Genomic DNA, 23,898 nt, shown 5'->3' with positions numbered 1-23,898 from the left:
TGTGGGAGCGGGTTTACCCGCGAAAGGGCCGGCACTGGTCACACAGCACTCCCAGGAGCCCGCCGATGTTCAAGACCATCGAAGAGCACGTGCGCAAGCAGGTCGCCCCCGCCGCTCTGCGCGCCGAGTTCCGCCAGCACGAATTCGAATCCATGCGCCCGTTCTGCATGCTGGTGTTCTGCATCAGCACACTGATCTGGCTGATCTTCGACCTGATCGTCAGCTTCCTCGGAGGCCAAGGTTTCACCTGGCTGTCCTACCTGTTCATCGCCCTGCTCGGCTGCCTCACCGTGGTGCTGCGCTTCACCCGCCGCAGCCACCATTTCGACGTGCTCAACCTGCTGTTCATCAGCGTCATCACCCTGGGCATGCGCCTGGTGATCGATGGCATTCCCGAGCCCCTGCGCCCCGTCTGGCTGGTGCTCGGGGTATCGACCGTGCTGTATGCCGTGTCAGTGCTGCCGGTGCGGCGCTGGTCGTTCTTCTGCGCCATGGTCATCAGTTGGGTGATGCTCAACCCGTTCTACCACACCCGTATCGACGCCGATCAACTCGAGGGCGCCATGCTCATCAGCTACGCAGTGTTCCTCAGCGGCCTGGTGAGCTACAGCTACCTGCAGATGCGCCAGGCCAAGCTGCACAACTTCTACCTGTCCAAGGTGCTGCTGGAGCAGGCCTACGTCGATGCCCTGACCGACATCCCCAACCGCCGCTCGTTCATGGCCAAGGCCGAACGCCAGCTGCGCCTGGCTACGCCCGGGCAGTACCTGGCGATGATCGACATCGACAATTTCAAGCGGGTCAACGACCGCTTCGGGCATGACATTGGCGATGAAGTACTCAAGCGGGTGGCCTTGCATATCAAAGCAGGCGTGACCGGCCACGAGTTCGCCCGCCTGGGGGGCGAGGAGTTTGCGATCTTCTTCGAAGGGTTGGACCAGCAAGGGGCCGAACAACGGGTCGACGCCCTGTGCCAGCGGGTGCGCGACGACCTTGGCGTACCGCCCGTGACCATCAGCATCGGCCTGGCCCGGGTCGAAAGCGGGGAGAGCCTGAGCATGGCGCTGGTACACGCCGACCAGGCTCTGTACCAGGCCAAGCACAACGGCAAGGATCAGTTCGTGATGTGGACTAGCCAGCTGGCAGCCGAATCCTGAACTGCGCCCCACCCAGCGCCGACTGCGCCACGGTCAGGGTCCCGCCCTGCCCTTCGATCGCCCGGCGGCTGATCGCCAGGCCCAGGCCAAAGCCACCGGTATTGCGGTCACGGCTGCGGTCCAGGCGGTAGAACGGCTGGAATATCCGCTCACGCTCCTCGGCCGGGATACCGATGCCGTCGTCTTCCACGGTCAACAGGCAGGCACCGTCCGCCTCCAGATGCAACCTCAGCAACAGGCTTTCATCGCAATAGCGCATGGCATTGCGCACCAGGTTCTGCACGGCCCGGGCGGTCAGCCGCGGGTCCAGCACGAAGCGGGGCAAGTTGTCCTCGGCCTGCACTTCCCACTGGATGCCCCGCGCATCGAGTTCCTCGGCAAACCCGCCGAGCACGCTGTCGACCAGCTCCAGCAACGACACTTCGACGCGTTCCCGCGCTTGGTCGGCGTTGTACAGGCGGCTGTACGACAGCAGTTCGAGCACCAGCTCGTCCAGCTCGCGCACATGCCCGACCAGTTCCAGCAGACGCTTGCGGCTGGTAGCAGGCACCTCGTCGAACAGCAGCACCAGGCCGAAATCCAGCCGAGTCAGCGGCGTGCGCAGCTCGTGGGAGACCGCATTCAGCAGCTCGCGCTGCTGGTTGACATGGCGTTCGAGGTCGCTGGCCATGGTGTCGAACACCCCGGCCAGTTCGCCGATGTTCGAGTGCGGCGAGATGTGCGTGCGCTCGGCCATCTGCCCCTGGCCCAGGCGCCGGGCTGTTTCCTTCAGGCGCTCCAGGTCACGCCAGTGCGGCCACACCCACAGCAGCAGGCAACCGAGCATCGCCGCGCCGATCAGCACGGTCACGCCCCAGGACAACACGTTGATGTCCAGTGGGTCTGGCGGTGAATGCAGGCTGACCAGCCAGTCCTTGTCCAGCGGTGCCATCACGGTCTGGTAATAGCCCCAGTCACCGATGCGCACCGCGTACAGCCCATGCTCCAGGCGCGCCTGTTCCTGCGGGCTCAGGCCGGCCTTTTCGCTGCGCAGCAGTTTGACCTCCAGGGGCGCGAAGGCCCTGGCCAGGTCCTCCTCCACTGCTGGCCATTGCGCCTGCGGCGCCTGGCGGAACTGGCGGACGATCAGCGACTGCACGCCCTTGGCCTGGTCCAGGTTGTAGGCCATGAAGCGGTCGTGGAACAGGCCGACAATGGTGTCCGGGATCAACAGCAGCGCCCCGGCGTAAGCGACGATGATCACCAGATACAGGCGCACCAGGATCTTCAGCATGGCGGGTCAGCACTCCCACTCGACACGGCTGAACAGGTAACCCTTGCCCCACACGGTCTTGATCTTGCGCGCCTCGCCGGCACTGTCGTCGAACTTGCGGCGCAGCTTGGAAATGGCCACGTCCACCGAGCGGTCGGTACCGTTGAACTCGATGCCGCGCAGTTGCTGGAGGATGCGGTCACGGCTGAGCACCACACCGGCATTGCGCGCCAGCACCACCAGCAGGTTGTATTCGCCGCTGGACAGTTCCACTTCCTCGCCGCGCCAGCTGACCAGCCGCTCGGCAAGGTCGATGCGCAGACCACCGATGAGGATCTGGTGGTTGTCCAGGCGCGGTTCGTTGACGCTGCTGCGGCGCAGCAAGGTACGCACGCGGGCCAGCAATACCCGTGGCTCGCAAGGTTTGGTCACGTAGTCATCGGCGCCCATCTCCAGGCCCAGCACCTGGTCGTGGCTGTCGTCGCGGGCGGTCAGCATCAGGATCGGCAGGCTTTGTGACTCCTGGCGCAACAGGCGGCACAGCTGCAGGCCATCGATGCCGGGGAGCATCAGGTCGAGAATCACCAGGTCGGGGTGGTCTTGCCGGAAGGCGTCCAGCACGTGGTCGCCACGGGCAATCACCCGGACATGGAAATCGTTGCGTTGCAGGTAGCTGGCGATCAGCTCGGACAGCGCACTGTCATCTTCGACCAGGAGAATGTTGGGCATATGAGAAGGAAATAGATTTGAGGAAAGCTTCACCGGCCTCTTCGCGAGTAAACCCGCGAAGAGGCCGGCACAGGTTCATGGAGAATATAGAAACCTACAAACCGGTAGGACTGTTCTTAACACTTTTTCACACAGGTCCTACAGGTGTTAACAGCCGCCCGAGGAACGGTTGCCTTAGGATAGGCACGGTCATCATCGGAAGATCCGCATGCCTATTACCCTCCCCCCGCGCCTGCGCCCCCTGGCGCTCGTGGCGCTGCTTGCCCTGCCCCTGGCCGGTTGCGACGACGCGGCCGAGCAGGAAGAAAAACAACCCGTTCCCCAGGTCCGGGTCGAAACCCTGCAACTTCAGCCCTTGGCCATCAGCACCGAGCTGAGCGGGCGCATCCTCGCCCCGCGCACGGCAGAAGTGCGTGCGCGCGTCGCGGGCGTGGTGCTCAAGCGGGTGTACCGCGAAGGCAGCGACGTCAAACAGGGCGATGTGCTGTTCCTCATCGACCCGGCGCCGTTCAAGGCCGACCACGACAGCGCCCGAGCGACCCTGGCCAAGGCCGAGGCCACGCTGTACCAGGCGCGCCTGCAAGAGAAGCGCTACCGTCAACTGGTCGACGACAAGGCGGTCAGCCGCCAGGAGTACGACAACGCCCGCGCCGCCTTCCTCCAGGCCGACGCGGCGGTTGCCGAGGCCAAGGCGGCGCTGGAGCGCGCCCGCCTGAACCTGGGCTACGCCACGGTCACCGCGCCGATCTCCGGGCGCATCGGTCGCGCCCTGGTCACCGAAGGCGCCCTGGTCGGCCAGAACGAGACCACGCCGCTGGCGACCATCCAGCAGCTGGACCCGATCCATGCCGACGTCACCCAGTCGACCCGCGAGCTCACCGCCCTGCGCCGTGCCTTGCGCGCGGGTGAACTGCAGCAGGCTGGCGATGGCCAGGCCCGGGCCACCCTGATCCAGGACGATGGCAGCGCCTACCCGCTGCCGGGCAAGCTGCTGTTCTCCGACATCAGTGTCGACCCAAGCACCAACCAGATTACCCTGCGCAGCGAATTCCCCAACCCGGACCTCGACCTGCTGCCGGGCAGCTACGTGCGCGTGCGCCTGGAGCAGGCGGTGCAGCCCAAGGGCCTGAGCGTGCCGCAGCGCGCCATCCTGCGTGACAGCGCCGGGGTGCCGAAGGTGCTGGTGGTCGACGCCCAGTCGCGCATCAACGAACGCCAGGTGGTGCTGGGCAACGCCCAGGGTGATCGCTGGCGGGTCACCGATGGCCTGGCGCCCGGCGAGCGGGTGGTGGTCGAAGGCCTGCAGCACGTCAAGGCGGGCGACCAGGTCCAGGTCGACCCCGGCGCCCAGTCCATCGTCCAGCACACCGGCCAGTGAGGGCCTGATCCATGCCGCAGTTCTTCATCGACCGCCCGATCTTCGCCTGGGTGGTCGCGCTGTTCATCCTGCTTGCCGGCGCCCTGGCCATCCCCCAGCTGCCGGTCGCGCAATACCCCAACGTGGCGCCACCCCAGGTGGAAATCTACGCCGTGTACCCGGGCGCCTCGGCGGCCACCCTGGACGAAAGCGTGGTCAGCCTGATCGAGCAGGAGCTCAACGGTGCCGACAACCTGCTGTACTTCTCGTCGCAGAGCAGCCTGGGCAGCGCCACCATTACCGCCACCTTCGAGCCCGGCACCCACCCCGACCTGGCCCAGGTCGATGTGCAGAACCGCCTCAAGGTGGTCGAGTCGCGCCTGCCGCGCCAGGTGACCCAGCAAGGCCTGCAGGTGGAGAAGGTGTCCACCGGCTTCCTGCTGCTCGGCACCCTCACCTCGGAGGACGGCAACCTCGATGAAACCGCGCTGTCCGACATCCTCGCGCGCAACGTGATGAACGAAATCCGCCGCCTCAAGGGTGTCGGCAAGGCACAGTTGTACGGCTCAGAGCGCGCCATGCGCATCTGGATCGACCCGCAGAAGCTGATCGGCTTCAACCTCACGCCCAACGACGTGGCCGAAGCCATTGCCGCGCAGAACGCCCAGGTCGCCCCCGGCAGCATCGGCGACCTGCCCGCCCGCGGCACCCAGGAAATCACGGCCAACGTGGTGGTCAGGGGCCAGCTGAGCACGCCCGAGGAGTTCGCCGCCATCGTCCTGCGGGCCAACCCGGACGGTTCCAGCGTCACCGTCGGCGATGTCGCCCGGGTCGAGATCGGCGCCCAGGAGTACCAGTACGGCACGCGCCTGAACGGCAAGCCGGCCACCGCCTTCAGCGTGCAGCTGGCACCGGGTGCCAACGCCATGGAAACCGCCACCCTGGTGCGGGCGAAGATGCAGGAGCTGTCGCGCTACTTCCCCGAAGGGGTCAAGTACGATATCCCCTACGACACCTCGCCGTTCGTCAAGGTGTCGATCCAGCAGGTCATCAACACCCTGTTCGAAGCCATGCTGCTGGTGTTTGCGGTGATGTTCCTGTTCCTGCAGAACCTGCGCTATACGCTGATCCCGACCCTGGTGGTGCCGGTGGCCCTGATGGGTACCTTCGCCGTGATGCTGGCCATGGGTTTCTCGGTCAACGTGTTGACCCTGTTCGGCATGGTCCTGGCCATCGGCATCCTGGTCGACGACGCCATCGTGGTGGTGGAGAACGTCGAGCGGATCATGGCCGAGGAAGGCCTGCTGCCCAAGGAGGCAACGCGCAAGGCCATGGGCCAGATCAGCGGCGCCATCGTCGGCATCACCTTGGTGCTGGTGGCGGTGTTCCTGCCGATGGCCTTCATGAAAGGCTCGGTGGGGGTGATCTACCAGCAGTTCTCGCTGTCGATGGCGGTGTCGATCCTGTTCTCGGCCTTCCTCGCCCTGAGCCTGACCCCGGCCCTGTGCGCCACCCTGCTCAAACCGCTGGCCAAGGGCGAACACCATGAACGCAAGGGATTCTTCGGCTGGTTCAACCGCCGTTTCGAAAGCATGAGCAACGGTTACCAGCGCTGGGTGCTGCAAGCGCTAAAGCGCAGTGGCCGCTACCTGTTGCTGTATGGCGTGCTGCTGGCCGTGCTGGGGTATGGTTTCAGCCAGTTGCCCACGGCGTTCCTGCCCACTGAAGACCAGGGCTACACCATCACCGATATCCAGCTGCCGCCAGGCGCGAGCCGCATGCGCACCGAGCAGGTTGCGGCCCAGATCGAGGCGCACAACGCTGACGAGCCGGGCGTGGGCAACACCACGCTGATCCTCGGTTTCAGCTTCTCGGGCAGTGGTCAGAACGCCGCGCTTGCCTTCACCACGCTCAAGGACTGGTCCGAACGTGGCGCCGATGACAGCGCCCAGTCGATCGCCGATCGGGCAACCCTGGCCTTTACCCAACTCAAGGACGCCGTGGCCTATTCGGTGCTGCCCCCGCCGATCGACGGCCTGGGTGAGTCGACCGGCTTCGAATTTCGCCTGCAGGACCGCGGCGGCATGGGCCATGAGGCGCTGATGGCCGCCCGTGACGAACTGCTGGCCGGTGCACACAAGAGCAAGGTGCTGGCCAACGTGCGCGAGTCCTCGCTGGCCGAAAGCCCGCAGGTGCAGCTGGAAATCGACCGCCGCCAGGCCAACGCCCTGGGCGTGTCGTTCGCCGACATCGGCTCGGTGCTGGACGTTGCCGTCGGTTCCAGCTACGTCAACGACTTCCCCAACCAGGGCCGCATGCAGCGGGTGGTGGTGCAGGCCGAGGGTGACCAGCGCAGCCAAGTGGAAGACCTGCTGAAGATCCACGTGCGCAACAACAGCGGCAAGATGGTGCCCCTGGGCGCGTTCGTCCAGGCCAAGTGGGTCAGCGGCCCGGTGCAGCTGACCCGCTATAACGGCTACCCGGCTGTGGCGATTTCCGGTGAACCGGCGGCGGGCTACAGCTCGGGTGAAGCCATGGCCGAGATCGAGCGCCTGGTCGCCCAGCTGCCGGCCGGTACCGGCCTTGAGTGGACCGGCCTGTCGCTGCAGGAACGCCTGTCCGGCAGCCAGGCCCCGGTGCTGATGGCGTTGTCGCTGCTGGTGGTGTTCCTGTGCCTGGCGGCGCTGTACGAAAGCTGGTCGATCCCCACCGCCGTGCTGCTGGTGGTACCGCTCGGCGTGCTCGGTGCAGTGCTGGCCGTGACGTTGCGTGGAATGCCCAACGACGTGTTCTTCAAGGTGGGCCTGATCACCCTGATCGGCCTGTCGGCGAAGAACGCCATCCTGATCATCGAGTTCGCCAAGCACCTGGTCGACCAGGGCGTGGACGCCGCCAACGCCGCCGTGCAGGCCGCCCGCCTGCGCCTGCGGCCGATCGTCATGACCTCGCTGGCGTTCATCCTTGGCGTGGTACCGCTGGCCATTGCCACCGGTGCCAGCTCGGCGAGCCAGCAGGCGATCGGTACCGGGGTGATCGGCGGGATGCTCAGCGCCACGTTGGCGGTGGTGTTTGTGCCGGTGTTCTTCGTGGTGGTGATGCGGCTGGCGGGACGCGGCCGTACCAAGGCCGATCAGACGCAGGCCAGCGAAGCCTGACTGGACAAGCCAGGCGTTGAATGAGAGGGTTCCGGGCATTGACTGCCCGGAACCCTTTTTCATGCCTGCTGCACTGCCCCCCTGCTCTATCCTGATTCTCGCCGGTGGCCGCGGCCAGCGCATGGGCGGGCGTGACAAAGGCCTGCTGGAATGGCACGGTGAGCCTTTGGTCGCGCATATCCAGCGCATCGTGCGACCGCTTACTGATGACTTGGTGATTTCCTGCAACCGTAACCAGCAGGCCTATGCCGCGTATGCCGACCAGCTGGTGGGTGATGCCGAGGCGGACTTCCCCGGGCCGCTGGCCGGGGTGATCGCCGGGCTGAAGGCTGCGAAGCATGATTGGGTGGTGGTGCTGGCCTGCGATGCGCCGCTGGTTGACCGGGATCTGCTCGATGCGCTGCGGCAACTGGCGGTGACCAGCGGCAGTGCCGCAATGGTGCGCCAGGGCGGCTATTGGCAGCCGATGTTCAGTGTATTGCCGTGCTCGGTGCTGCCGGTGTTGGAGCAGGCTTGGTCGGCGGGCGAGCGGAGTTTGCAGAAGGCCTTGTTGCGGGAGACGGTGCGGGGGTTCGAGTGTGCCGAGGATGATCGCAGGTTGAGCAATTTCAATAGTCCGGAGTTGCTGCAGGGGTAAATTTATGACGCCGCCCTTGTAGGAGCGGCCTTGTGTCGCGAAAGGGCCGCAAAGCGGCCCCGGCAATTGATGCAATGACGCTGAGATCCCGGGGCTGCTTCGCAGCCCTTTCGCGACACAAGGCCGCTCCTACAAAGGACCGCGCCGGGCGGTCAACCGGCAGTGAGTTCATCGATACTGATCTCGCGCATCCTGAACTTCTGCACCTTGCCGGTCACCGTCATCGGGAACTCGTCGACGAAGCGGAAATACCGGGGCACCTTGAAGTGCGCGATCCGAGCCTTCGCCCACTCGCGCAGCTCGTCTGCGCTCGCGCTGTGCCCCGGGTGCAGCCGCACCCAGGCGACGATCTCTTCGCCATACTTGCTGCACGGCACGCCGATCACCTGCACATCGGCCACCGCCGGGTGGGTGAAGAAGAATTCTTCCAGCTCCCGTGGATAGATATTCTCGCCGCCGCGAATGATCATGTCCTTGCTGCGCCCGACAATGCGCACGTAGCCCTGCTCGTCCATCACCGCCAGGTCACCGGTGTGCATCCAGCCCTCTTCATCGATGCTCTCGGCGGTGGCCTTGGGGTTGTTCCAATAGCCCAGCATCACGCTGTAGCCACGGGTGCACAATTCTCCGATCTCGCCGCGTGGCACCGTATTGCCGTCGGCATCCACCACCTTGCTCTCCAGCCGTGGCTGGGTGCGGCCTACGCTGGTAACCCGGCGCTCCAGGTCATCGCCGGGGCCGGTCTGCAGCGACACCGGGCTGGTCTCGGTCATGCCGTAGGCGATCTGCACTTCGGCCATGTGCATCTCGCCGATCACCCGGCGCATCACCTCGATCGGGCAAGTGGCGCCGGCCATGATCCCGGTGCGCAGGCTCGACAGGTCGAAGTCACCACGCTGCGGATGATCCAGCTCGGCGATGAACATGGTCGGCACGCCATAAAGTGCCGTGGCCTTTTCCTCGGCCACGGCGCGCAGGGTCGCCAATGGGTCGAAGGCATCATTGGGGTAGATCAGCGTGCTGCCGTGGGTCATGCAGCCGAGGTTGGCCATGACCATGCCGAAGCAGTGGTACAGCGGCACCGGTACGACCAAGCGGTCGTACTCGGTCAGGCCCAGGCTTTCACCAACCATGTAGCCGTTGTTGAGGATGTTGCTGTGGCTGAGCGTGGCGCCCTTGGGGAAACCGGTGGTGCCGGAGGTGTACTGGATGTTGATCGGATCGTCGCAGCGCAGTTGCGCCTGGCGCTCGGCCAAGGCTTCACGGCTCACCGAATCAGCGCGGGCCTGAAGGTCGTGCCAGGCGAGAAAGCCTGGCGGTGGAGTAACGGCCAGGCTCACTACCCCGCGCAACTCCGGGAAGCGCTCGCAGATCACAGCGCCGGGTTGGCTGACTACCAGGCCCGGGATCAGCCCCAGCAGCATGGCGTGGTAATCGGAGGTCTTGAATGCGTCGGCGCAAATCACCCAGCGGCAACCGGACTGGCCGAGGGCATAGTCCAGCTCGCTGGAGCGGTAGGCAGGGTTGATATTGACGAGGATCGCACCGACCTTGGCGCTGGCGAACTGACTGATGATCCACTCGGCGCAATTGGGCGCCCAGATCCCCAGGCGGTCGCCGGGTTGCACGCCCAGGGCCATGAGGGCGCGGGCGTGCTGGTCGACGGCCTCCGCCAGCTGCTGCCAGGTGTAGCGCAGGGTCTGGTGGCGGACCACCAGCGCTTCGCGGTCGGGGAAGCGAGCGACGGTGGTGTCGAAGGCGTCGCCGATGCATTGGGTAAGCAGGGATTTGTCCTGATTGCCCTGGGAATAACTGGGTTGGCTCATCAGATTGCGCACCCTTTGAGATTGCCGGGGGCGCTTTGCGCCCCTTTCGCGACACAAGGCCGCTCCTACAAGAGACCGCATTCCCCTGTAGGAGCGGCCTTGTGTCGCGAAAGGGCTGCGAGGCAGCCCCCCGGCGACTACCTGACAAACACCTGCGGCGTGGTGGTGGACATGTCACCGCCCGGCAGCTTGATGTTTTTCACCTTCTCCAGGGTGTCCGGGTTGAACACCGCCAGGTCATTGAAGGTGCCGCCCAGGTACAGCTTGTCGCCCTTCTTGTCGAAGGTCACGCAGTAATAGGTGTGCTCCAGGTTAGCCGCCTTGATCAGCTTGCGCTGCTTGATGTCGTACTTGGCCAGGCGGTTGAGCACGCCGTAGATCTGGTTCGGATCCTTCGGCGAACGCAGGCCGGTGAAATACAGCTCGGTGAGGTCGGCGAATTCCTGGGTGTGGGTCTTGCCGGTCTTGAGGTCGACGCTCAGGTAGCCGTACAGCAGCTCGGCCTCGTTCGGGTCCTGCTTGGCATCCTTGAACTTGGCAATGGTATAGAGCATCGAGAACTCATGGCGCGGGCTCTGGTGCGGCCAGAAGTACAGCACGTCCGGGGCGCTGTAGCCCTTGCGGTTCCAGGTGCGCAGCGGCAAGGCCACGGTGTACTTGCCGGTCTTCACGTCCATCTTGTAAATGTCCGGCCCGGCGACGAACAGGCTGCCATCGTCGGCGGCGCGCATCAGGTAGACCTGGCGCGGCATCGGGAAGGTACGCACCGGCTTGGCCTCCAGGCCATCGGCAGTGCTGTACACCTCCAGGCGCGGCGGCTTGACCACGTAGTGGTCATTCAGGCGCTGGGTCGGGTTGACCGTGGCGTACACCTCTTTGCCGTCGGGGCTCAGGGCGAACGAGTACATCGACTTGCCGACTTCCCCCGGCACGCTGGACAGGTTGGCGTGGAAAGTGGTCTTGCAGGTGTCCAGGTCGATGCCATAGATGTCGGCATAGTGGTTGTTGAGCACGTAGGCGGTGCGGTTGTCCGGCGCCATCATCGCGGTGCCTGGGCCGAACTTGTCGGGCATCTGGCAGCTCTTGTACAGCGTGTCGCTGGCCACGTCGATGACGTGCAGGTTGTTCGGGTAGTTGGTGGTGATCAGGTATTCCTGGCCAGCCTTGAGGGCCGGCCCGGCATCTTCGGCCTGTACCGCCCAGGCGCAGGCCGTGGCGGCGATGGTCAGCGCGAGTTGCGCGCAGCGTCCAGCTTTCATGCGGTTTCCCCTTGTCATTCTTGTTGGGCCGGTCACTTGTCTTTCGGGAACACGGTGCCGAGGTTGCGCCAGTCTTCCTGGGAGTTGTTCGCCTGGGCGTTCCAGTCCTGGTAGGTGCTCATCATGTCCGGCACCTGGGCCGGCCACCAGCAAGGGTCGGAGCAGCCATAGAGGTCGGCCTCCATCGGCTGGCACAGCGAGCTGACGCCGCCAAAGGCGTCCACCTCCCAACCCGGGTCGGTGGTGGCCGTGCAGCCGGCCACCGCGCTCATGGCCATGACTTCTTCGACGCGGTCTTCGGCGGCGGCCTGTTCGAGGATGCGCGCCTTGTTGTTCAGGGGCTTCAAGTGCTTCATGTCAGTGCGCCTTCCGCGGGGTGATGTAGCGGTCGATGAAGGCCGGGTTGGCGGCCATGATGCGGGTGTAGACCTCGATGCCGAAGTCGACCCAGTCGCGCATCAGCTCGCAGTAGTGATAGGTCGGATGTTGCGGGTCGCCGTAGCGGGCGTAGCTCTCGTGGTAGCAGCCTCCGGAGCACAGGTTGCGGATGCGGCAGCTGTCGCAGCCGGTGTTGCTGCGGTCCAGGCGCTGCGACAGGAAGTCGTTGAGCTGCGCCTGCTTCACGCCCTGGTGCACGTTGCCGAAAGTCGGCAGGCTGGAGCCGGTGAAGCGGTGGCACAGGTTCAGCTCACCCTCGTGGTCCACCGCCAGCATTTTCAGCCCGGCACCGCACGGCAGGGCCTTCTTGTGGCCTTCGTGGATATCGGTGATCAGCTGGTGCAGGTTGGAGAAGCCGATGTTGCGGTGCTCCAGCGCCGCCTCCAGGTACTTGCGGCCCAGTGCCTTCATGTTGGCAAACACCTGCACCAGCTCTTCGCCGGTAAGGTTGAAGTCGGCCATGTCGCCGGAGGTGACCGGGGCAAAACCGACTTCGGCGAAGCCCATTTCGTTGAACAGGTGGTTCCAGATGGTCTCGACGTCGGTGATGCCACGGGTCAGGGTGACCCGCGCGCCCACCGGGCGACTGGTGTAGCGCGACAGTAGCAGGTCGGCCTTGCGTCGCACCACGTCATAGGTGCCCTGCCCGCCCACGGTGATGCGGTTGCGGTCGTGCACGGTCTTCGGGCCGTCGATGCTGATCGACAGGCCGAAGCGGTGGGCGTTGAGCCAGTCGATGATCTCTTCGGTGAGCAGGGTCGCGTTGGTGGTCATGATGAACTCCACCTGCTTGCCGGCTTCGGCGAAGCGCCGCTCGCAGTAGGCGACCATGTGCTCGATCAGCGGCCGATTGGACAGTGGCTCGCCGCCGAAGAACACCACACTGTAGCGTTCCTCGTTGGGCGACTCCTTGAGCAGCATCTCCACCGAAGCCTCGGCGGTGGCAGCGCTCATCTTCTTGCCGGCGGACGGTTTGTCCAGGTCTTCCTTGTAGCAGTAGGTGCAGCTGAGGTTGCAACCGGTGTTGACGTTCAGCACCACGGTATTCAGCGCCGTGCGCTCGACCTGCTTGAGGGCGATTTCCGGGGTCAGCGGCGAGCCGTCGCTGACCAGTTCCAGCGCGATCAGCTCGCGCAGGGTGTCCTGGATATCGTCGCCGGCAAACTGCTGGCCAAGGCGCTGCATCAGCTCCTCGGCCGAACAGCCTTGCTGGCGCAGGGTGTCGATGATGCCGCCGGTCACCGCGTCGGCGGTGAACAGCGAACTGCTGGGGATATGGAACAGCATGCGGTCGGCATCGACCTGCACTTCGTGCAGGTTGCGTTCGACCAGGTTCAGTAGCGCGCCCATGGCGACCTCCCGATAATCGATCCGTTGGAAAACCCGTTACGCCCTGCCCTTACGGCAGCGGCGGGTTGTTCCAGCGCTGGACGGTGACGATCATGTGGCCTTCGCCGCTCTGGCCGCCGTCAGCCAGCGTGGCGATGACTTTCAGGTTGCCGGCGTTGTTGGTCATCATCTTGCGTGCCGGGTTCGGGCCGGCACCGCCTGGCACGAACACCCCGTCAGCCTGCATCTGGCCGGCGAACTTGACGTCCTCGTCCTCGACCGCACGCTCGTTGAACGGCTCGACCTTCCAGCTGGCCGGCAGGTAGCCGATGCGCAATGGCTGGCCGCTGGTGTCCTTGCCCCAGGCTTCGGCTTCGAAGCGCCCCTGGACCTTTGGCACCGAAGCACCGTTCTCGCCGATACGGGCGATGGAGAATGCCGGCACCACCTTCACTTCCTCGACCTTGTCGTAGACCGCCAGGTTGACGCCCTTGAGCTCACCCACGGCCACGTCGCGCTGGCCAGGCTTGGCGTCGGCCGCAGCGCGCGCCTTCACCCGCACCAGGGTCGGGGTCTGTTCCAGCACCTCGGTCACCTCCACGCCAGCCCCCAGGTCAGGCTTGCCGGTGAGGCCCGTACCGACCAGGCTGATCTCGCTTTCAGCACCGGCCTTGATGAACGCTGGCTGCACGGCCAGCAGACGGGCCTTGCCTTCTTTTGCAGCCGTGAAGTCCAGGCCGCGCTCGTCGTGATCGGCCTCGAACATGCGGCCTTTCATTTCGCCATCCAGCGCAGCGAAAACCTGGCGCAGGTTGCTGTCGCCGACCTTCACAGTGCCGCGCCATTCATAACCGTTGTAGAGCATCGCCGTGCCGCTGCCATTGAACGGCGTGCCGTCGGCATAGCTGCCTTTGACCTCGACCTTGAAGGTGTCACCCTGGTCGGCAACCACCGTCATCACCCCACGCACATCGCCCTTGGCCAGCATGTGGCCGCTGAACGCCCACTGCCCCGGCAGCGCGTCGGCGGTCGGCTTGGCCTTCTGCCAGGCCGCCCAGGCCGTGCTGTCCAGCGGGAAGCGCTTGGCCAGGTCCGGTACCACTTGCTTGAGGGCGATTTCCAGCCAGTCGCGGTCACGCGCCTGGGCCTGGTATTCGAGGGACGGCCATTGGCCGAGGTGGAAGTTGACCAGGTGTTCCCATTCTTGCGCCGGGCGCCGCTGCAGGGCGACACGGGCACCGGAGTGGCAGCGGCCACAGGTTTCGCTGAGCTGGGTGTCGAAGTGTTCGACGGTGTTGAGCCGGCGCTCCATGGCGTAGCGCACGCCATCGGTCTCGCTTGGCGCCAGGCCCTGCTTGTCGGCAAGGTACTTGACCAGGGTACGACGGTCGTCGTCGCTGATCTGCAAGCCATGCATGACCTGCATGCGGGCGATGCTCATCAGCCAGCCTTCCGGGGTCTTGCGCTGGTGGCTGATGCGGCTGTAGGTATCGTTGCCCTCGGGGATATGGCACCCCATGCACTTGTTCTGCAACAGGCTCGGGCCCTGCTCGGCCGCCATGGCCTGGGTGCCCAGCAGTGCGGCGGCGACCAGCGCCAGTTTACCCGCATGCCGCCGGAGTCGAGTCGTCTTCAAGGTCAGACCTCCACGGTTGTTGTTCTTATCGTTCTCGCACGCTTTGGTACAGCAGGTGTGCATGTGACGGTTGTGATACAGAAACTATGCCAAGTGCTGCAAAGGCGTTGTATTTCAGGCTTTTAGCTCCTTCATCCAGCTATATGGCTCTGCTGGCCAGGTGGTCGGAGCGTGCCATTTCGCGACAGGGTGTTTCATCCTGAGACAGGGCCTGCTGCGCAGGGCATCGCAGGCAAGCCAGCGCCCTCAGAAACCGCGCAGAGCCCGCGTTCAGCGCTGTCGCTGTGGGACCGGGTTTACCCGCGAAGAGGCCATCACAGCCACTGTTTCATCACCGTCTCACACCGTCTCAATGTGCAACAGCGCAGCCCTGCAATCCCAACCTTGCATCACGGCAAAACCCAGGCAGTTCAGCACCTTGCAGCCATCGGCCGACCTTGGCACGGCCATTGCGCCTACACCGGTCACATCCAATGACAAGAGGCACAGCCCCATGCTTTCCGAACTGCCCATCCTGCCCGCCACCCGCGCCTTCCTCGAGCGCAAGCTGAAGATGCGCATCGGTGCCGACTGGCAGGACGCCGCCAGTGGCCGCACCCTGTCGTTTCGCAACCCGGCCACCGGTGAAATCCTCGGTGAAGTGCCCGCCGCCGAGCAGGAAGACGTCGACCGCGCCGTGCGCGCCGCGCGCCAGGCCTTCGACGACTCGCCGTGGAGCCGTGTGCGCCCCCGTGAGCGGCAGAATCTGCTGTGGCGCCTGGCCGACCTGATGGAACGCGACGCGCAGCAGCTGGCCGAGCTGGAATGCCTGAACAACGGCAAGAGCGCTGTCGTGGCCAGGGTCATGGACGTGCAGCTGGCCATCGACTTCCTGCGCTACATGGCCGGCTGGGCCACCAAGATCGAGGGTAGCACCGTCGAAGCGTCCATGCCGTTGATGCCCAACGACCAGTTCCATGGCTTCGTGCGCCGCGAAGCCGTGGGTGTGGTCGGTGCCATCGTCGCCTGGAACTTCCCGCTGCTGCTGGCTTGCTGGAAGCTCGGCCCGGCCCTGGCCACCGGCTGCACCGTGGTGCTCAAGCCGGCCGACGAAACCCCGCTGACCGCGCTCAAGCTGGCCGAGCTGGTGGACGAGGCAGGCTACCCGGCCGGGGTGTTCAACGTGATCACCGGTACCGGCCTGAACGCCGGCGCCGCGCTGAGCCGCCACCCGGGCGTCGACAAGCTGACCTTCACCGGCTCCACCGAGGTGGGCAAGCTGATCGGCAAGGCGGCCATGGACAACATGACCCGTGTCACCCTGGAGCTCGGCGGCAAGTCGCCGACCATCGTCATGCCCGACGCCAACCTGCAGGAAGCCGCCGCCGGCGCTGCCACGGCGATCTTCTTCAACCAGGGCCAGGTGTGCTGCGCCGGTTCGCGCCTGTACGTGCACCGCAAGCACTTCGACAATGTGGTAGCCGACATCGCCGGCATCGCCAACGGCATGAAGCTCGGCAGCGGCCTGGACCCGGCGGTGCAGATGGGGCCACTGATCTCGGCCAAGCAGCAAGACCGGGTGACCGGCTACATCGAGCTGGGCCGCGAGCTGGGCGCGACCATCGCCTGTGGCGGCGAAGGGTTCGGCCCGGGCTACTTCGTCAAGCCGACGGTGATTGTCGACGTCGACCAGCGACATCGCCTGGTGCAGGAAGAGATCTTCGGGCCGGTGCTGGTGGCAATGCCGTTCGACGACATCGACGAAGTGGTCGGCATGGCCAACGACAACCCTTACGGCCTGGGCGCGAGCATCTGGTCCAATGACCTGGGCGCAGTGCACCGGATGATTCCGCGGATCAAGTCGGGGTCGGTGTGGGTCAACTGCCACAGCGCGCTGGACCCGGCGCTGCCGTTCGGGGGTTACAAGATGTCTGGCGTCGGCCGCGAGATGGGGGCTGCGGCCATCGAGCATTACACCGAGCTCAAATCAGTTTTGATCAAGCTCTGATAGTCACCCTGGGGCTGCTTCGCAGCCCTTTCGCGACACAACGCCGCTCCTACAGGCGTGCGCATACCGACGCCAACTCGATCCCCTGCAAGTGCCACACCCCCAACGGCTGATCCGCCTTCACCACCACCTCGGCCTCATCCACCAAACCATCCCGCAGCACCGGCCGCCGCACCACCCGGACCGCCTACTGCGCGGATAACAACCTCTTTTATAATATCGCTCCATGAGGCTTGGTGGATGGCGGCAGCGGGTCGGTTTAGCGCTCCCATGGTCGCCACAATTGCCGTGGTTGCCGTGGTTGCCGTGGTTGCTGTGCTTGCTGTGCTTGCTGTGCTTGCTGTGCTTGCTGTGCTTGCTGTGCTTGCTGTGCTTGCTGTGCTTGCAGTGCTTGCTGTACTTCCCTTATCTGCCATGCCGGCGGTTGCTCCAACGCCTCCGATATCTTCACTTGGTGAATATCTTCAAAAACTCTAACTGCTAATCCACTAGCTACGCTGCGTATTGCAGACAATTTTTCATCTTTCAAGCCACGCTGCTGCAGGTAAGATATGAGGTCAGGAAACGCATTAGTGCCATCTTCTTTTCTTCTGTGCAAGCTGATAGCAGCCGCGACAAACTCCGGATCAACTTTCGAGTTTCGCAACCTTGGATTGCGAGCTCGATAAATCTGATAAGTCTCTCTACTTTTTTGCATCCGCTCTTCAGGTATAACTATTCCAGAGCTGGTACTCATCGCTAGCCGAGACGCACCAACCTTCGCTCCGCGTACTTTTCCATACCCACTCGAATCAGTGAAATTGATAGGATCGCAACTACAGTATGCATAGCTATTTATCCCCCCTAGACCGAAAGGGCTAAGGGGATCGGAAGAAATAAAGCGCATCAACACCGGGCTGAACGCTCGAACGCCATTGCCTAACAGATCACACTCGATAACATGATCGCGGGGCTGCCCATTAAAACTCAAGATGGCCTGATGCCGAGTCAGATCAGCGTAGCCATATGGTGAATAAGCGGTTGAACGCGCCGCTTGCAACACTGACCCTGTGACAGTTGTTGCAAGCAGCAGCACATTTGTCGCCCCTGCTTTAGCTAGGTCCGCGAGAACATGCTCGCCGCCCTGAAAGACTACGGTTGCATGACCACGTAAAAGCGCAATTGAAAGATCGCTACCTAGATAAAAATATTTATTCACCTCTTTCATCTCCCGAAGTCGAACATGTGCCATAGCAACGCATGCGGCGCTCATGTTCGCAACTAGCAGATTTGACAGGTGCCAGGAATAGAGCGTTTGAAAAAGAGCACCGGCTCTCTGGACAATGCACGCATGCCACTATCCGGGTTGTGCAGCAGCTGACCTTGAAATTCAGCGGTAGCCCTGCGCTATCAGCCAGGACCGCAACATCACCTGATGCTCTACCGTCAGGCTTTTCATGGCTTGTTCGAGCGATAGCCCGGCAAGTAACTCTATCACCACCGGCGCAAGCTCAACCCCTTGCAAATGCCACACCCCCAGCGGCTGATCCGCAGTCACCACGACCTCGGCCTCATCCACCAGCCCGTCGCGCAGCACCGGCCGCCGTTCCACCCGAATCGCCTGCCAGTCCGCCGCCAGATGCAACGGCTGCGCATCTGGCCAAGCTTGTCTGCGCATCCAGAATGCCATCCCAGCACGCCCCTGCTCCTGCTCGTAGAAATCCCGCCCGATGCGGGCAAAGCGCAGAAACAGCTGCTCGATCCGCTGCTGATGAAACTGCTTCGCCAGTGCGGCGCGCTCGGGCCGACGCAGCAAGGTGTTGATCACCACCTGCGCCTGCAGCGCCGATGACAACGACTGGAAAATCCCGTTCCCCGACAGTGGGTCAACCGCCATCGCCGCATCGCCCACTCGCACCCAGTCATCCCCCACGCAGTCGCCCGCGAGGATCGCCGTGCTGCTGCGGGCGTGCACCTGCGCAGGTTCCAGCGCACGGGCATCGAACAACTCGGCCACCAGCGCCGACGCCCGTCGGCGTGCGGCGCAATATTCCGGCAGCGCCGCCTTGCCCGGCAGCCCCTCGGCGTCCAGCGTGATCTGCCAGTAGCAACGTCCATCGGCCAGCCTGGCCATCCAGGCCCAGCCATCGTCCAGGCTTTCCACGGCCGACGCAGGCGTGCCTGGCTCAGCCTGCCAGAGGTTGAGCAGGCTGACCGTTTCCGGGCCACGCAAACGGTCGGCCGCCAACGGCGCCTGGCGACCGCGCGCTTCGACCAGAAAATCGCCCTGCAGCACCTGCCCGTCATCCAGGCGGACTTGGTAACCCTCAGCACGCGAGACTTCGCGAACGCGCCCTTCCACCAAGGTTACCCCTGCCCGCCCCAGGTCATCGCGCAAGGCGCGGTCGAATCGCTGGCGGTCGAGGAGAAATTCCTGATTGAGTTGCAGGTGCTGTCCGTTCCAGCGCACCTGACGTGTCGCCGGTACCGCTGCCTGAGCCAGGGCGCCGCCCAGGCCGGCGTGACGCAGCCCTTCCAGCACCCGTTGCGAAACCCCTTCCACGGCGGCAAAACGCCGCCAGTCGGAGACCACCGTCACCGGGTAGCCCAGCCGGCGCAGGCCCAGTGCGGTAGCAGCGCCAGCCGGCCCGGCGCCCAGCACCAGAATGTGTGGCTCAGGCATCTGCTGCACCTCGTCGTTCCGGGCCGCTGAACGCGGCATGAGCCTGCAGCCAGGCATAGACCTGCTGGCGGTCGAGGCCAGGCTGCTGCTGCAGCAATGCCGCAATCCTCCCGCTCACCGCCGCACAGCCCAGACTCGCACCGGCCCGCCCGCGCTCCCCCACATAGCCACCAAAATCGGCCTGGGCACTGCCGAGCCACGACCACTGCCCTGGCGCACAGCGAGCATCGCCGGTGAGGCGGATAACCCCCGGATACGCAGCCGGGTACACCGCACTGCCCTGCGCCGGGCTGGACGCGCACAGCAGCACGCCGGCCTGCTGCACTTCAGCACAGGCCTGGCGCAGCACCGCCCGGTCCTGCTGCAAGCCAAGGCTGAGGTTGATCAGCGTCACGCCCTGCTCCGCCAGCCAGAACAACCCGGCGGCGACCTGCAGGGCGCTGGTGCTGCCTTGCTCGGTGAAGACTTGAGCCAGCAACAGCGGCAACTCGCCGGCCTCGGCTTGCAAGCTGGCCAGCACGGCGCTGCCGTGGCCGAGCCGGTCCGGTTGCAACTCGCCCTCGCGCAGCACGCCCTCGTCCAGCCAGAAGCGCCGGGCACCGACCAAGGTCTGCGCTGGCGCACAACCACTGTCGATCACGCCGACCCTGAATTCAGCGGCCATGCCTGATCGCCTCCTGGGGCAATATGCGCAGTTGCCCACCTTGCAGGTGCAGGTGCAAGTCGGCATCGGCCAGGGTCGAGGCGCGGTGGCTGATGAGGATGCGCGTGCGCCCAGCGAACAGCTCGTCGATCGCGGCAATCACTTCGCGTTCGGTGGCTTCATCCACTGCCGAAGTGGCCTCGTCGAGCACCAGGATCGAAGGCGCCTGCAGCACCGCCCGGGCGATGGCGATACGCTGTTTCTGCCCACCGGAAAGCTGCTGGCCACGCTCGCCGAGCAGCCCGTCCAGGCCCAGCGGCAGACTTTCGACCAGGCTGTCGAGGTGGGCCAGCCGCACCACCCGCTCCAGCTCCCCACGACTGGCCTGCGGCGCGCCATAGGCCAGGTTCTGCGCCAGCGTGCCGCGGAACAGCACTATGTCCTGGCTGACCACGGCGATGCGCTGGCGCACGGCGGCCAGGTCAAGCTCGCGCAGGTCGGCGCCGTCCAGCAGGATGCGCCCGGCATCCGGGTCGTAGAAGCGCTGCAGCAGGTCGATCAGGGTCGACTTGCCGACGCCGGAGGCACCGCTGATGGCCACTTTCAGGCCACCGGCAATACAGGCATCGACCTGCGCCAGCACCGCGCCCTGGCGCCCGTCATGGGCAAAGCTCACGCCTTCCAGGCGTAGCTCGCCCGGCCCTTCCGGCATCGGCCTGGGCGAGTCGGCCTCACGCACGGCCACCGCTTCCTGCTTCAGCTCCATCACCCGACCCAGGCTCACCGCCATGCGCTGCACCGCCACGTACAGGCCCAACAGGCTCTGCACCGGGCCGACCGCCATGCCCATGTAGGTGGAAAACGCGATCAGCGCGCCGAGCTGCCAGGTGCCCTGGATCACCCACCAGCCACCGACCAGGAACGCGCAGGCGCGGCACCACGAGGTCAAGGTGCCGGGGATTGCCTGGGTGAAGAACTCGGTCACCTGCACCTTGAGCAGCTGGCGCATGTAGCCCTGCCCCAGCTGGTCCAGGCGCCCGGCCTCACGGTTCTGCTGGCCGGACGCCTGGATGAACTTCATCGCCGGCAGGGTCTCGACCAGGAACGACGACACATCTGCCGAGCGCTCGCGCAGGTTGCGCACCTCGCGCTCGACCTTGCGCCGCATCCAGCGCAGCCACAGCACTTCAATCGGGATCAGCAGTGCCAACAGCAGCGACAGTTGCCAGGACAGCATCAGCATCAGCGCCACCGCGCCCACCAGGCCAATCACCGCCGACACTGCCGAGAACAGCGAATCCACGGCAAAACGCTGGATCTCGGCGACATCACCGTCGAGCCGCGAGAGGATGTCACCGGTGCGCCGACGCCCGTAGAAAGTCGGTGACAGCTGCTGCAGATGGCGGTACAGGTCATCGCGCAGGGCGAACAGAATGCGCCCCGACAGGCGCGTGTGCAGGTAGCGGTTGACGCCTGCCAGCACCGTGCCCAGCAGGCCGGCGCCAATCATGATCGCCGCCATGTGCCAGAGGGTCTGGTAATCCTTGGCCAGCAGGCCTTCGTCGATCAGCGTCTTGACCAGCCAGGGTTGCACCAGGGCCAGCAGCGAAGCGCCGAAGGACAAGCCCAGCAGCACGCCGATGGCCCGTTGGTGGGGGCGGACGAAACCATACAGCCAGGCAAGAGCCTGGCGCATGAGTAGCGGGTTGCTGGATTCCACCAGCCTGGCGAACAGGTTGCCCATTTCAGCCGCGCAACTGCTTGAGCTTGCGGTACAACGTCGCGCGGCTGATGCCCAGCGCTTCGGCGGCGGCCGAGACATTGCCCTGGTGGCGCGCCAGGGCGCCACGGATCAGTTCCAGCTCGTTGTCCTTGAGGCTGCCGGAGGGCGTCGTGCCACTGGCCAGTTCTTCCAGCAGGCAATCGGTCAGGTGATCGAGGGTCAGCACCTGTTCGCCATCCTCGCGCATGGCCAGGGCGGTGCGCACGACCATTTCCAGCTGGCGGATGTTGCCCGGCCAGTCGAAGCCTTCGAGCAGCGCCGCCAGGGCCGGGTCGAGGCTTATGCCCTTGGCGCCGGACTTGTCCAGCAAGCCCTCGATGATGCTCGCCAGGTCATCGCGCTCGCGCAGGGCCGGCAGGCGCAGCGATACGCCGTTGACCCGGTAGTACAGGTCTTCGCGAAAGTGCTGTTCCTGGACCAGGCGCTTGAGGTCGCGGTGGGTAGCGCAGATCAGCGCCACGTCGATTTCCTGCTCGTCGCCCGCGCCCAGCGGTGCCACCCGGCGTTCCTGCAGCACGCGTAACAGCCGCGCCTGCAGGGCCAGCGGCATGTCACCGATCTCGTCGAGGAACAGGGTGCCGCCATGGGCCTGCATCAGCCGCCCGACCATGCCACCCCGGCGCGAGCCGGTGAAGGCGCCCTCGCGGTAGCCGAACAGTTCAGACTCGATCAGCCCCTCGGGAATCGCCGCGCAGTTGACCGCAACGAACGGCTTGTCGGCCCGCGGGCTGGCCTGGTGCAAGGCACGGGCGACGACTTCCTTGCCGGTACCGGTCTCGCCCAGCAGCAACACCGGCAGGCCATTGCCCAACCCTTGGCGGGCCATGCGCAGGTTGCGCGCCAGCCGCGCATCACCGCCGGCCAGGGCATCCAGGGCGGGTGTCTTGTTGGCCGCTGCCGGCCTGGCCTGCGCCGCGCTGCCATTGAGCGGGCTGTGCCGTGGCAGCTGCAACGCACGGAAGAAGAATTCGCCCTTGGCCGTTTGCACGTTGCTCACCCCGCCCTGCCACAGGCGGGCGATGAAGGCCGGCGAGCGCTCACCCAGCAGGTCGCTGCTGCGACGCCCGATCAGGCCCTGGCGCGGCACCTGGAGCAATTGGCAGGCGTTGTCGTTGGCGGCCAGCACCTCGCCATCCAGGCTCAGGGCCAGCAGGCCGTGCCAGGCACTGTTGAGGTATTGCGGGCGGCTATGGAACGCCAGCACCAGCTGCTCGGGGTGGCACAGGCCGAACATCCGGCTCTCGATATTGCCAGCCGCCAGCATCAGCATGCTCAGGCTGTCCTGTGGCTGGGCCATGACCCCTTCGCGGGTGATGTCGAGCACGCCGATCACTTCGCCGCGCGGGTCGCGCAGCGGTACCGAGGTGCAGGAGAACGGGCTCAGGCGGTCCAGGTAGTGCTCGCCGCAGTTGATCAGCGTCGGCCGACCTTCGACCACGGCGGTGCCGATGGCATTGGTGCCGCGCAGTGACTCGCTCCAGCAACTGCCGGGGTGCAGGTCGCGCAGGCCTTCGCGCTCCAGAACGTGCTTCTGCCCTTCGATGGCCAGCACGTTGGCCTGGGCATCACCGAGGATGATGATGCCGGCCTTGCCCTGGCGCGAGACCAGGTAGTCCAGCTCGGGGGTGACCGCGTCGACCAGCAGCCGGTTGCGCTCCAGCAGCGCGCGCAGGTCATGGCCCTGTTCCAGGCCCAGGCCGACCTGCTCGCCCTGCAGGCAATCCAGGCCATGGCCGAGGCTGCGGCGCCAGGAGGCGTCGATTTCGTCGCGCAGCATGCCCAGCGGCAGCTCGCCTTCGCTGGCCAGGCGCATGCGCGCCTGGCGGGATTCGTGCAGCGGGTCTTGGGCGTTTGTTATGGGAAATTGTCGCGCCATTTTCTGCTCCAGCTGTGGCCCTTGGGTCAGGGCTACGGGCTTGGTATTTTTTCCGCAGTGTGCGGGAGATTTTGGTGGGCGTCGAGGTGCATGCCTTGAGGGGTATGGCGCCTGTCTCTTCTCCACACCTGACGCTGCCGACGAACTATTGGTGGTGTAGATCTCGGTGGTT

The 23,898-nt window shown here is 65.0% G+C and carries 17 protein-coding genes and 1 pseudogene; 5 read left to right on the top strand and 13 right to left on the bottom strand.

Going from position 1 to position 23,898, the window contains the following annotated elements; translation table 11 throughout:
• The first annotated feature begins 65 nt into the window (after positions 1-65).
• On the top strand, positions 66-1,157 hold the full coding sequence (locus tag ACLEJU_RS15835; protein WP_435422704.1) for a diguanylate cyclase domain-containing protein: 1,092 nt from the start codon (positions 66-68) through the stop codon (positions 1,155-1,157).
• Here ACLEJU_RS15835 and ACLEJU_RS15830 read toward each other — a convergent pair.
• Both ACLEJU_RS15830 and ACLEJU_RS15825 read right to left on the bottom strand, forming a co-directional pair.
• On the bottom strand, positions 1,132-2,430 hold the full coding sequence (locus ACLEJU_RS15830; RefSeq protein WP_435422703.1) for an ATP-binding protein: 1,299 nt from the start codon (positions 2,428-2,430) through the stop codon (positions 1,132-1,134). The genes ACLEJU_RS15835 and ACLEJU_RS15830 overlap by 26 nt on opposite strands.
• 6 nt (positions 2,431-2,436) lie before the next feature.
• Positions 2,437-3,138 carry a response regulator transcription factor gene (locus ACLEJU_RS15825; protein ID WP_110638964.1) on the bottom strand — a complete coding sequence of 234 codons (702 nt, stop codon included), beginning with the start codon at positions 3,136-3,138 and terminating at the stop codon, positions 2,437-2,439.
• Positions 3,139-3,346: 208 nt separating this feature from the next.
• Here ACLEJU_RS15825 and ACLEJU_RS15820 point away from each other — a divergent pair, with 208 nt between their 5' ends.
• From ACLEJU_RS15820 to mobA, 3 genes are all read left to right on the top strand, one after another.
• The gene (locus tag ACLEJU_RS15820) at positions 3,347-4,516 is read left to right on the top strand and encodes an efflux RND transporter periplasmic adaptor subunit (RefSeq protein WP_435422702.1); all 1,170 of its coding nucleotides are present in this window, start codon (positions 3,347-3,349) and stop codon (positions 4,514-4,516) included.
• Positions 4,517-4,527: 11 nt separating this feature from the next.
• Positions 4,528-7,650 (top strand): multidrug efflux RND transporter permease subunit, encoded by a 3,123-nt coding sequence (locus ACLEJU_RS15815; protein ID WP_435422701.1) that lies wholly within the window; start codon positions 4,528-4,530, stop codon positions 7,648-7,650.
• Positions 7,651-7,711: 61 nt separating this feature from the next.
• Complete coding sequence (gene mobA, locus ACLEJU_RS15810; protein ID WP_435422700.1) at positions 7,712-8,287, top strand: molybdenum cofactor guanylyltransferase MobA; 576 nt, start codon at positions 7,712-7,714, stop codon at positions 8,285-8,287.
• 152 nt (positions 8,288-8,439) lie between these two features.
• Here mobA and ACLEJU_RS15805 read toward each other — a convergent pair whose 3' ends face one another.
• The 5 genes from ACLEJU_RS15805 to peaA all read right to left on the bottom strand — a co-directional run bounded on the left by ACLEJU_RS15805 (position 8,440) and on the right by peaA (position 14,775).
• Positions 8,440-10,113, bottom strand: a complete 1,674-nt coding sequence (locus ACLEJU_RS15805) for a fatty acid CoA ligase family protein (RefSeq protein WP_435422699.1) — start codon at positions 10,111-10,113, stop codon at positions 8,440-8,442.
• A gap of 137 nt (positions 10,114-10,250) precedes the next feature.
• Positions 10,251-11,372: a quinohemoprotein amine dehydrogenase subunit beta gene (gene peaD / locus ACLEJU_RS15800; protein WP_435425392.1), complete on the bottom strand. Its 1,122-nt coding sequence runs from the start codon at positions 11,370-11,372 to the stop codon at positions 10,251-10,253.
• Positions 11,373-11,404: 32 nt separating this feature from the next.
• A complete protein-coding gene (gene qhpC, locus ACLEJU_RS15795) occupies positions 11,405-11,728 on the bottom strand; it encodes a quinohemoprotein amine dehydrogenase subunit gamma (RefSeq protein ID WP_027916687.1) in 324 nt (107 codons plus the stop codon).
• Position 11,729: 1 nt separating this feature from the next.
• Positions 11,730-13,160 (bottom strand): quinohemoprotein amine dehydrogenase maturation protein, encoded by a 1,431-nt coding sequence (gene peaB, locus ACLEJU_RS15790; protein WP_435425391.1) that lies wholly within the window; start codon positions 13,158-13,160, stop codon positions 11,730-11,732.
• A 49-nt stretch (positions 13,161-13,209) separates the two neighbouring features.
• The gene (gene peaA, locus ACLEJU_RS15785) at positions 13,210-14,775 is read right to left on the bottom strand and encodes a quinohemoprotein amine dehydrogenase subunit alpha (protein WP_435425390.1); all 1,566 of its coding nucleotides are present in this window, start codon (positions 14,773-14,775) and stop codon (positions 13,210-13,212) included.
• Positions 14,776-15,268: 493 nt separating this feature from the next.
• Between peaA and ACLEJU_RS15780 the strand changes: the two genes are divergently transcribed.
• Positions 15,269-16,762, top strand: a complete 1,494-nt coding sequence (locus ACLEJU_RS15780) for an aldehyde dehydrogenase family protein (protein WP_435425389.1) — start codon at positions 15,269-15,271, stop codon at positions 16,760-16,762.
• Positions 16,763-16,814: 52 nt separating this feature from the next.
• Here ACLEJU_RS15780 and ACLEJU_RS15775 read toward each other — a convergent pair.
• From ACLEJU_RS15775 to ACLEJU_RS15750, 6 genes and pseudogenes are all read right to left on the bottom strand, one after another.
• Positions 16,815-16,949 (bottom strand): annotated as a pseudogene (locus ACLEJU_RS15775) (flavin-dependent monooxygenase QhpG); the annotation flags it as partial.
• Positions 16,950-17,021: 72 nt separating this feature from the next.
• Positions 17,022-18,014, bottom strand: a complete 993-nt coding sequence (locus tag ACLEJU_RS15770; RefSeq protein ID WP_435425388.1) for an RHS repeat-associated core domain-containing protein — start codon at positions 18,012-18,014, stop codon at positions 17,022-17,024.
• A gap of 117 nt (positions 18,015-18,131) precedes the next feature.
• Positions 18,132-19,424: a flavin-dependent monooxygenase QhpG gene (gene qhpG / locus ACLEJU_RS15765; RefSeq protein ID WP_435425387.1), complete on the bottom strand. Its 1,293-nt coding sequence runs from the start codon at positions 19,422-19,424 to the stop codon at positions 18,132-18,134.
• Complete coding sequence (gene qhpE / locus ACLEJU_RS15760; RefSeq protein ID WP_435425386.1) at positions 19,417-20,088, bottom strand: subtilisin-like serine protease QhpE; 672 nt, start codon at positions 20,086-20,088, stop codon at positions 19,417-19,419. The genes qhpG and qhpE overlap by 8 nt, the downstream gene beginning before the upstream one ends.
• Positions 20,078-21,811: an ABC transporter ATP-binding protein gene (locus ACLEJU_RS15755; RefSeq protein WP_435425385.1), complete on the bottom strand. Its 1,734-nt coding sequence runs from the start codon at positions 21,809-21,811 to the stop codon at positions 20,078-20,080. Before ACLEJU_RS15755 ends, qhpE begins: the two co-directional genes overlap by 11 nt.
• 1 nt (position 21,812) lies before the next feature.
• The gene (locus tag ACLEJU_RS15750) at positions 21,813-23,726 is read right to left on the bottom strand and encodes a sigma-54-dependent Fis family transcriptional regulator (protein WP_435425384.1); all 1,914 of its coding nucleotides are present in this window, start codon (positions 23,724-23,726) and stop codon (positions 21,813-21,815) included.
• Positions 23,727-23,898 lie beyond the last annotated feature (172 nt).

Origin of the sequence: Pseudomonas sp. SMN11 (genome assembly GCF_052041945.1) — a bacterium.
Classification (GTDB): domain Bacteria; phylum Pseudomonadota; class Gammaproteobacteria; order Pseudomonadales; family Pseudomonadaceae; genus Aquipseudomonas.
This window is presented reverse-complemented; position numbering and strand designations above follow the sequence as displayed.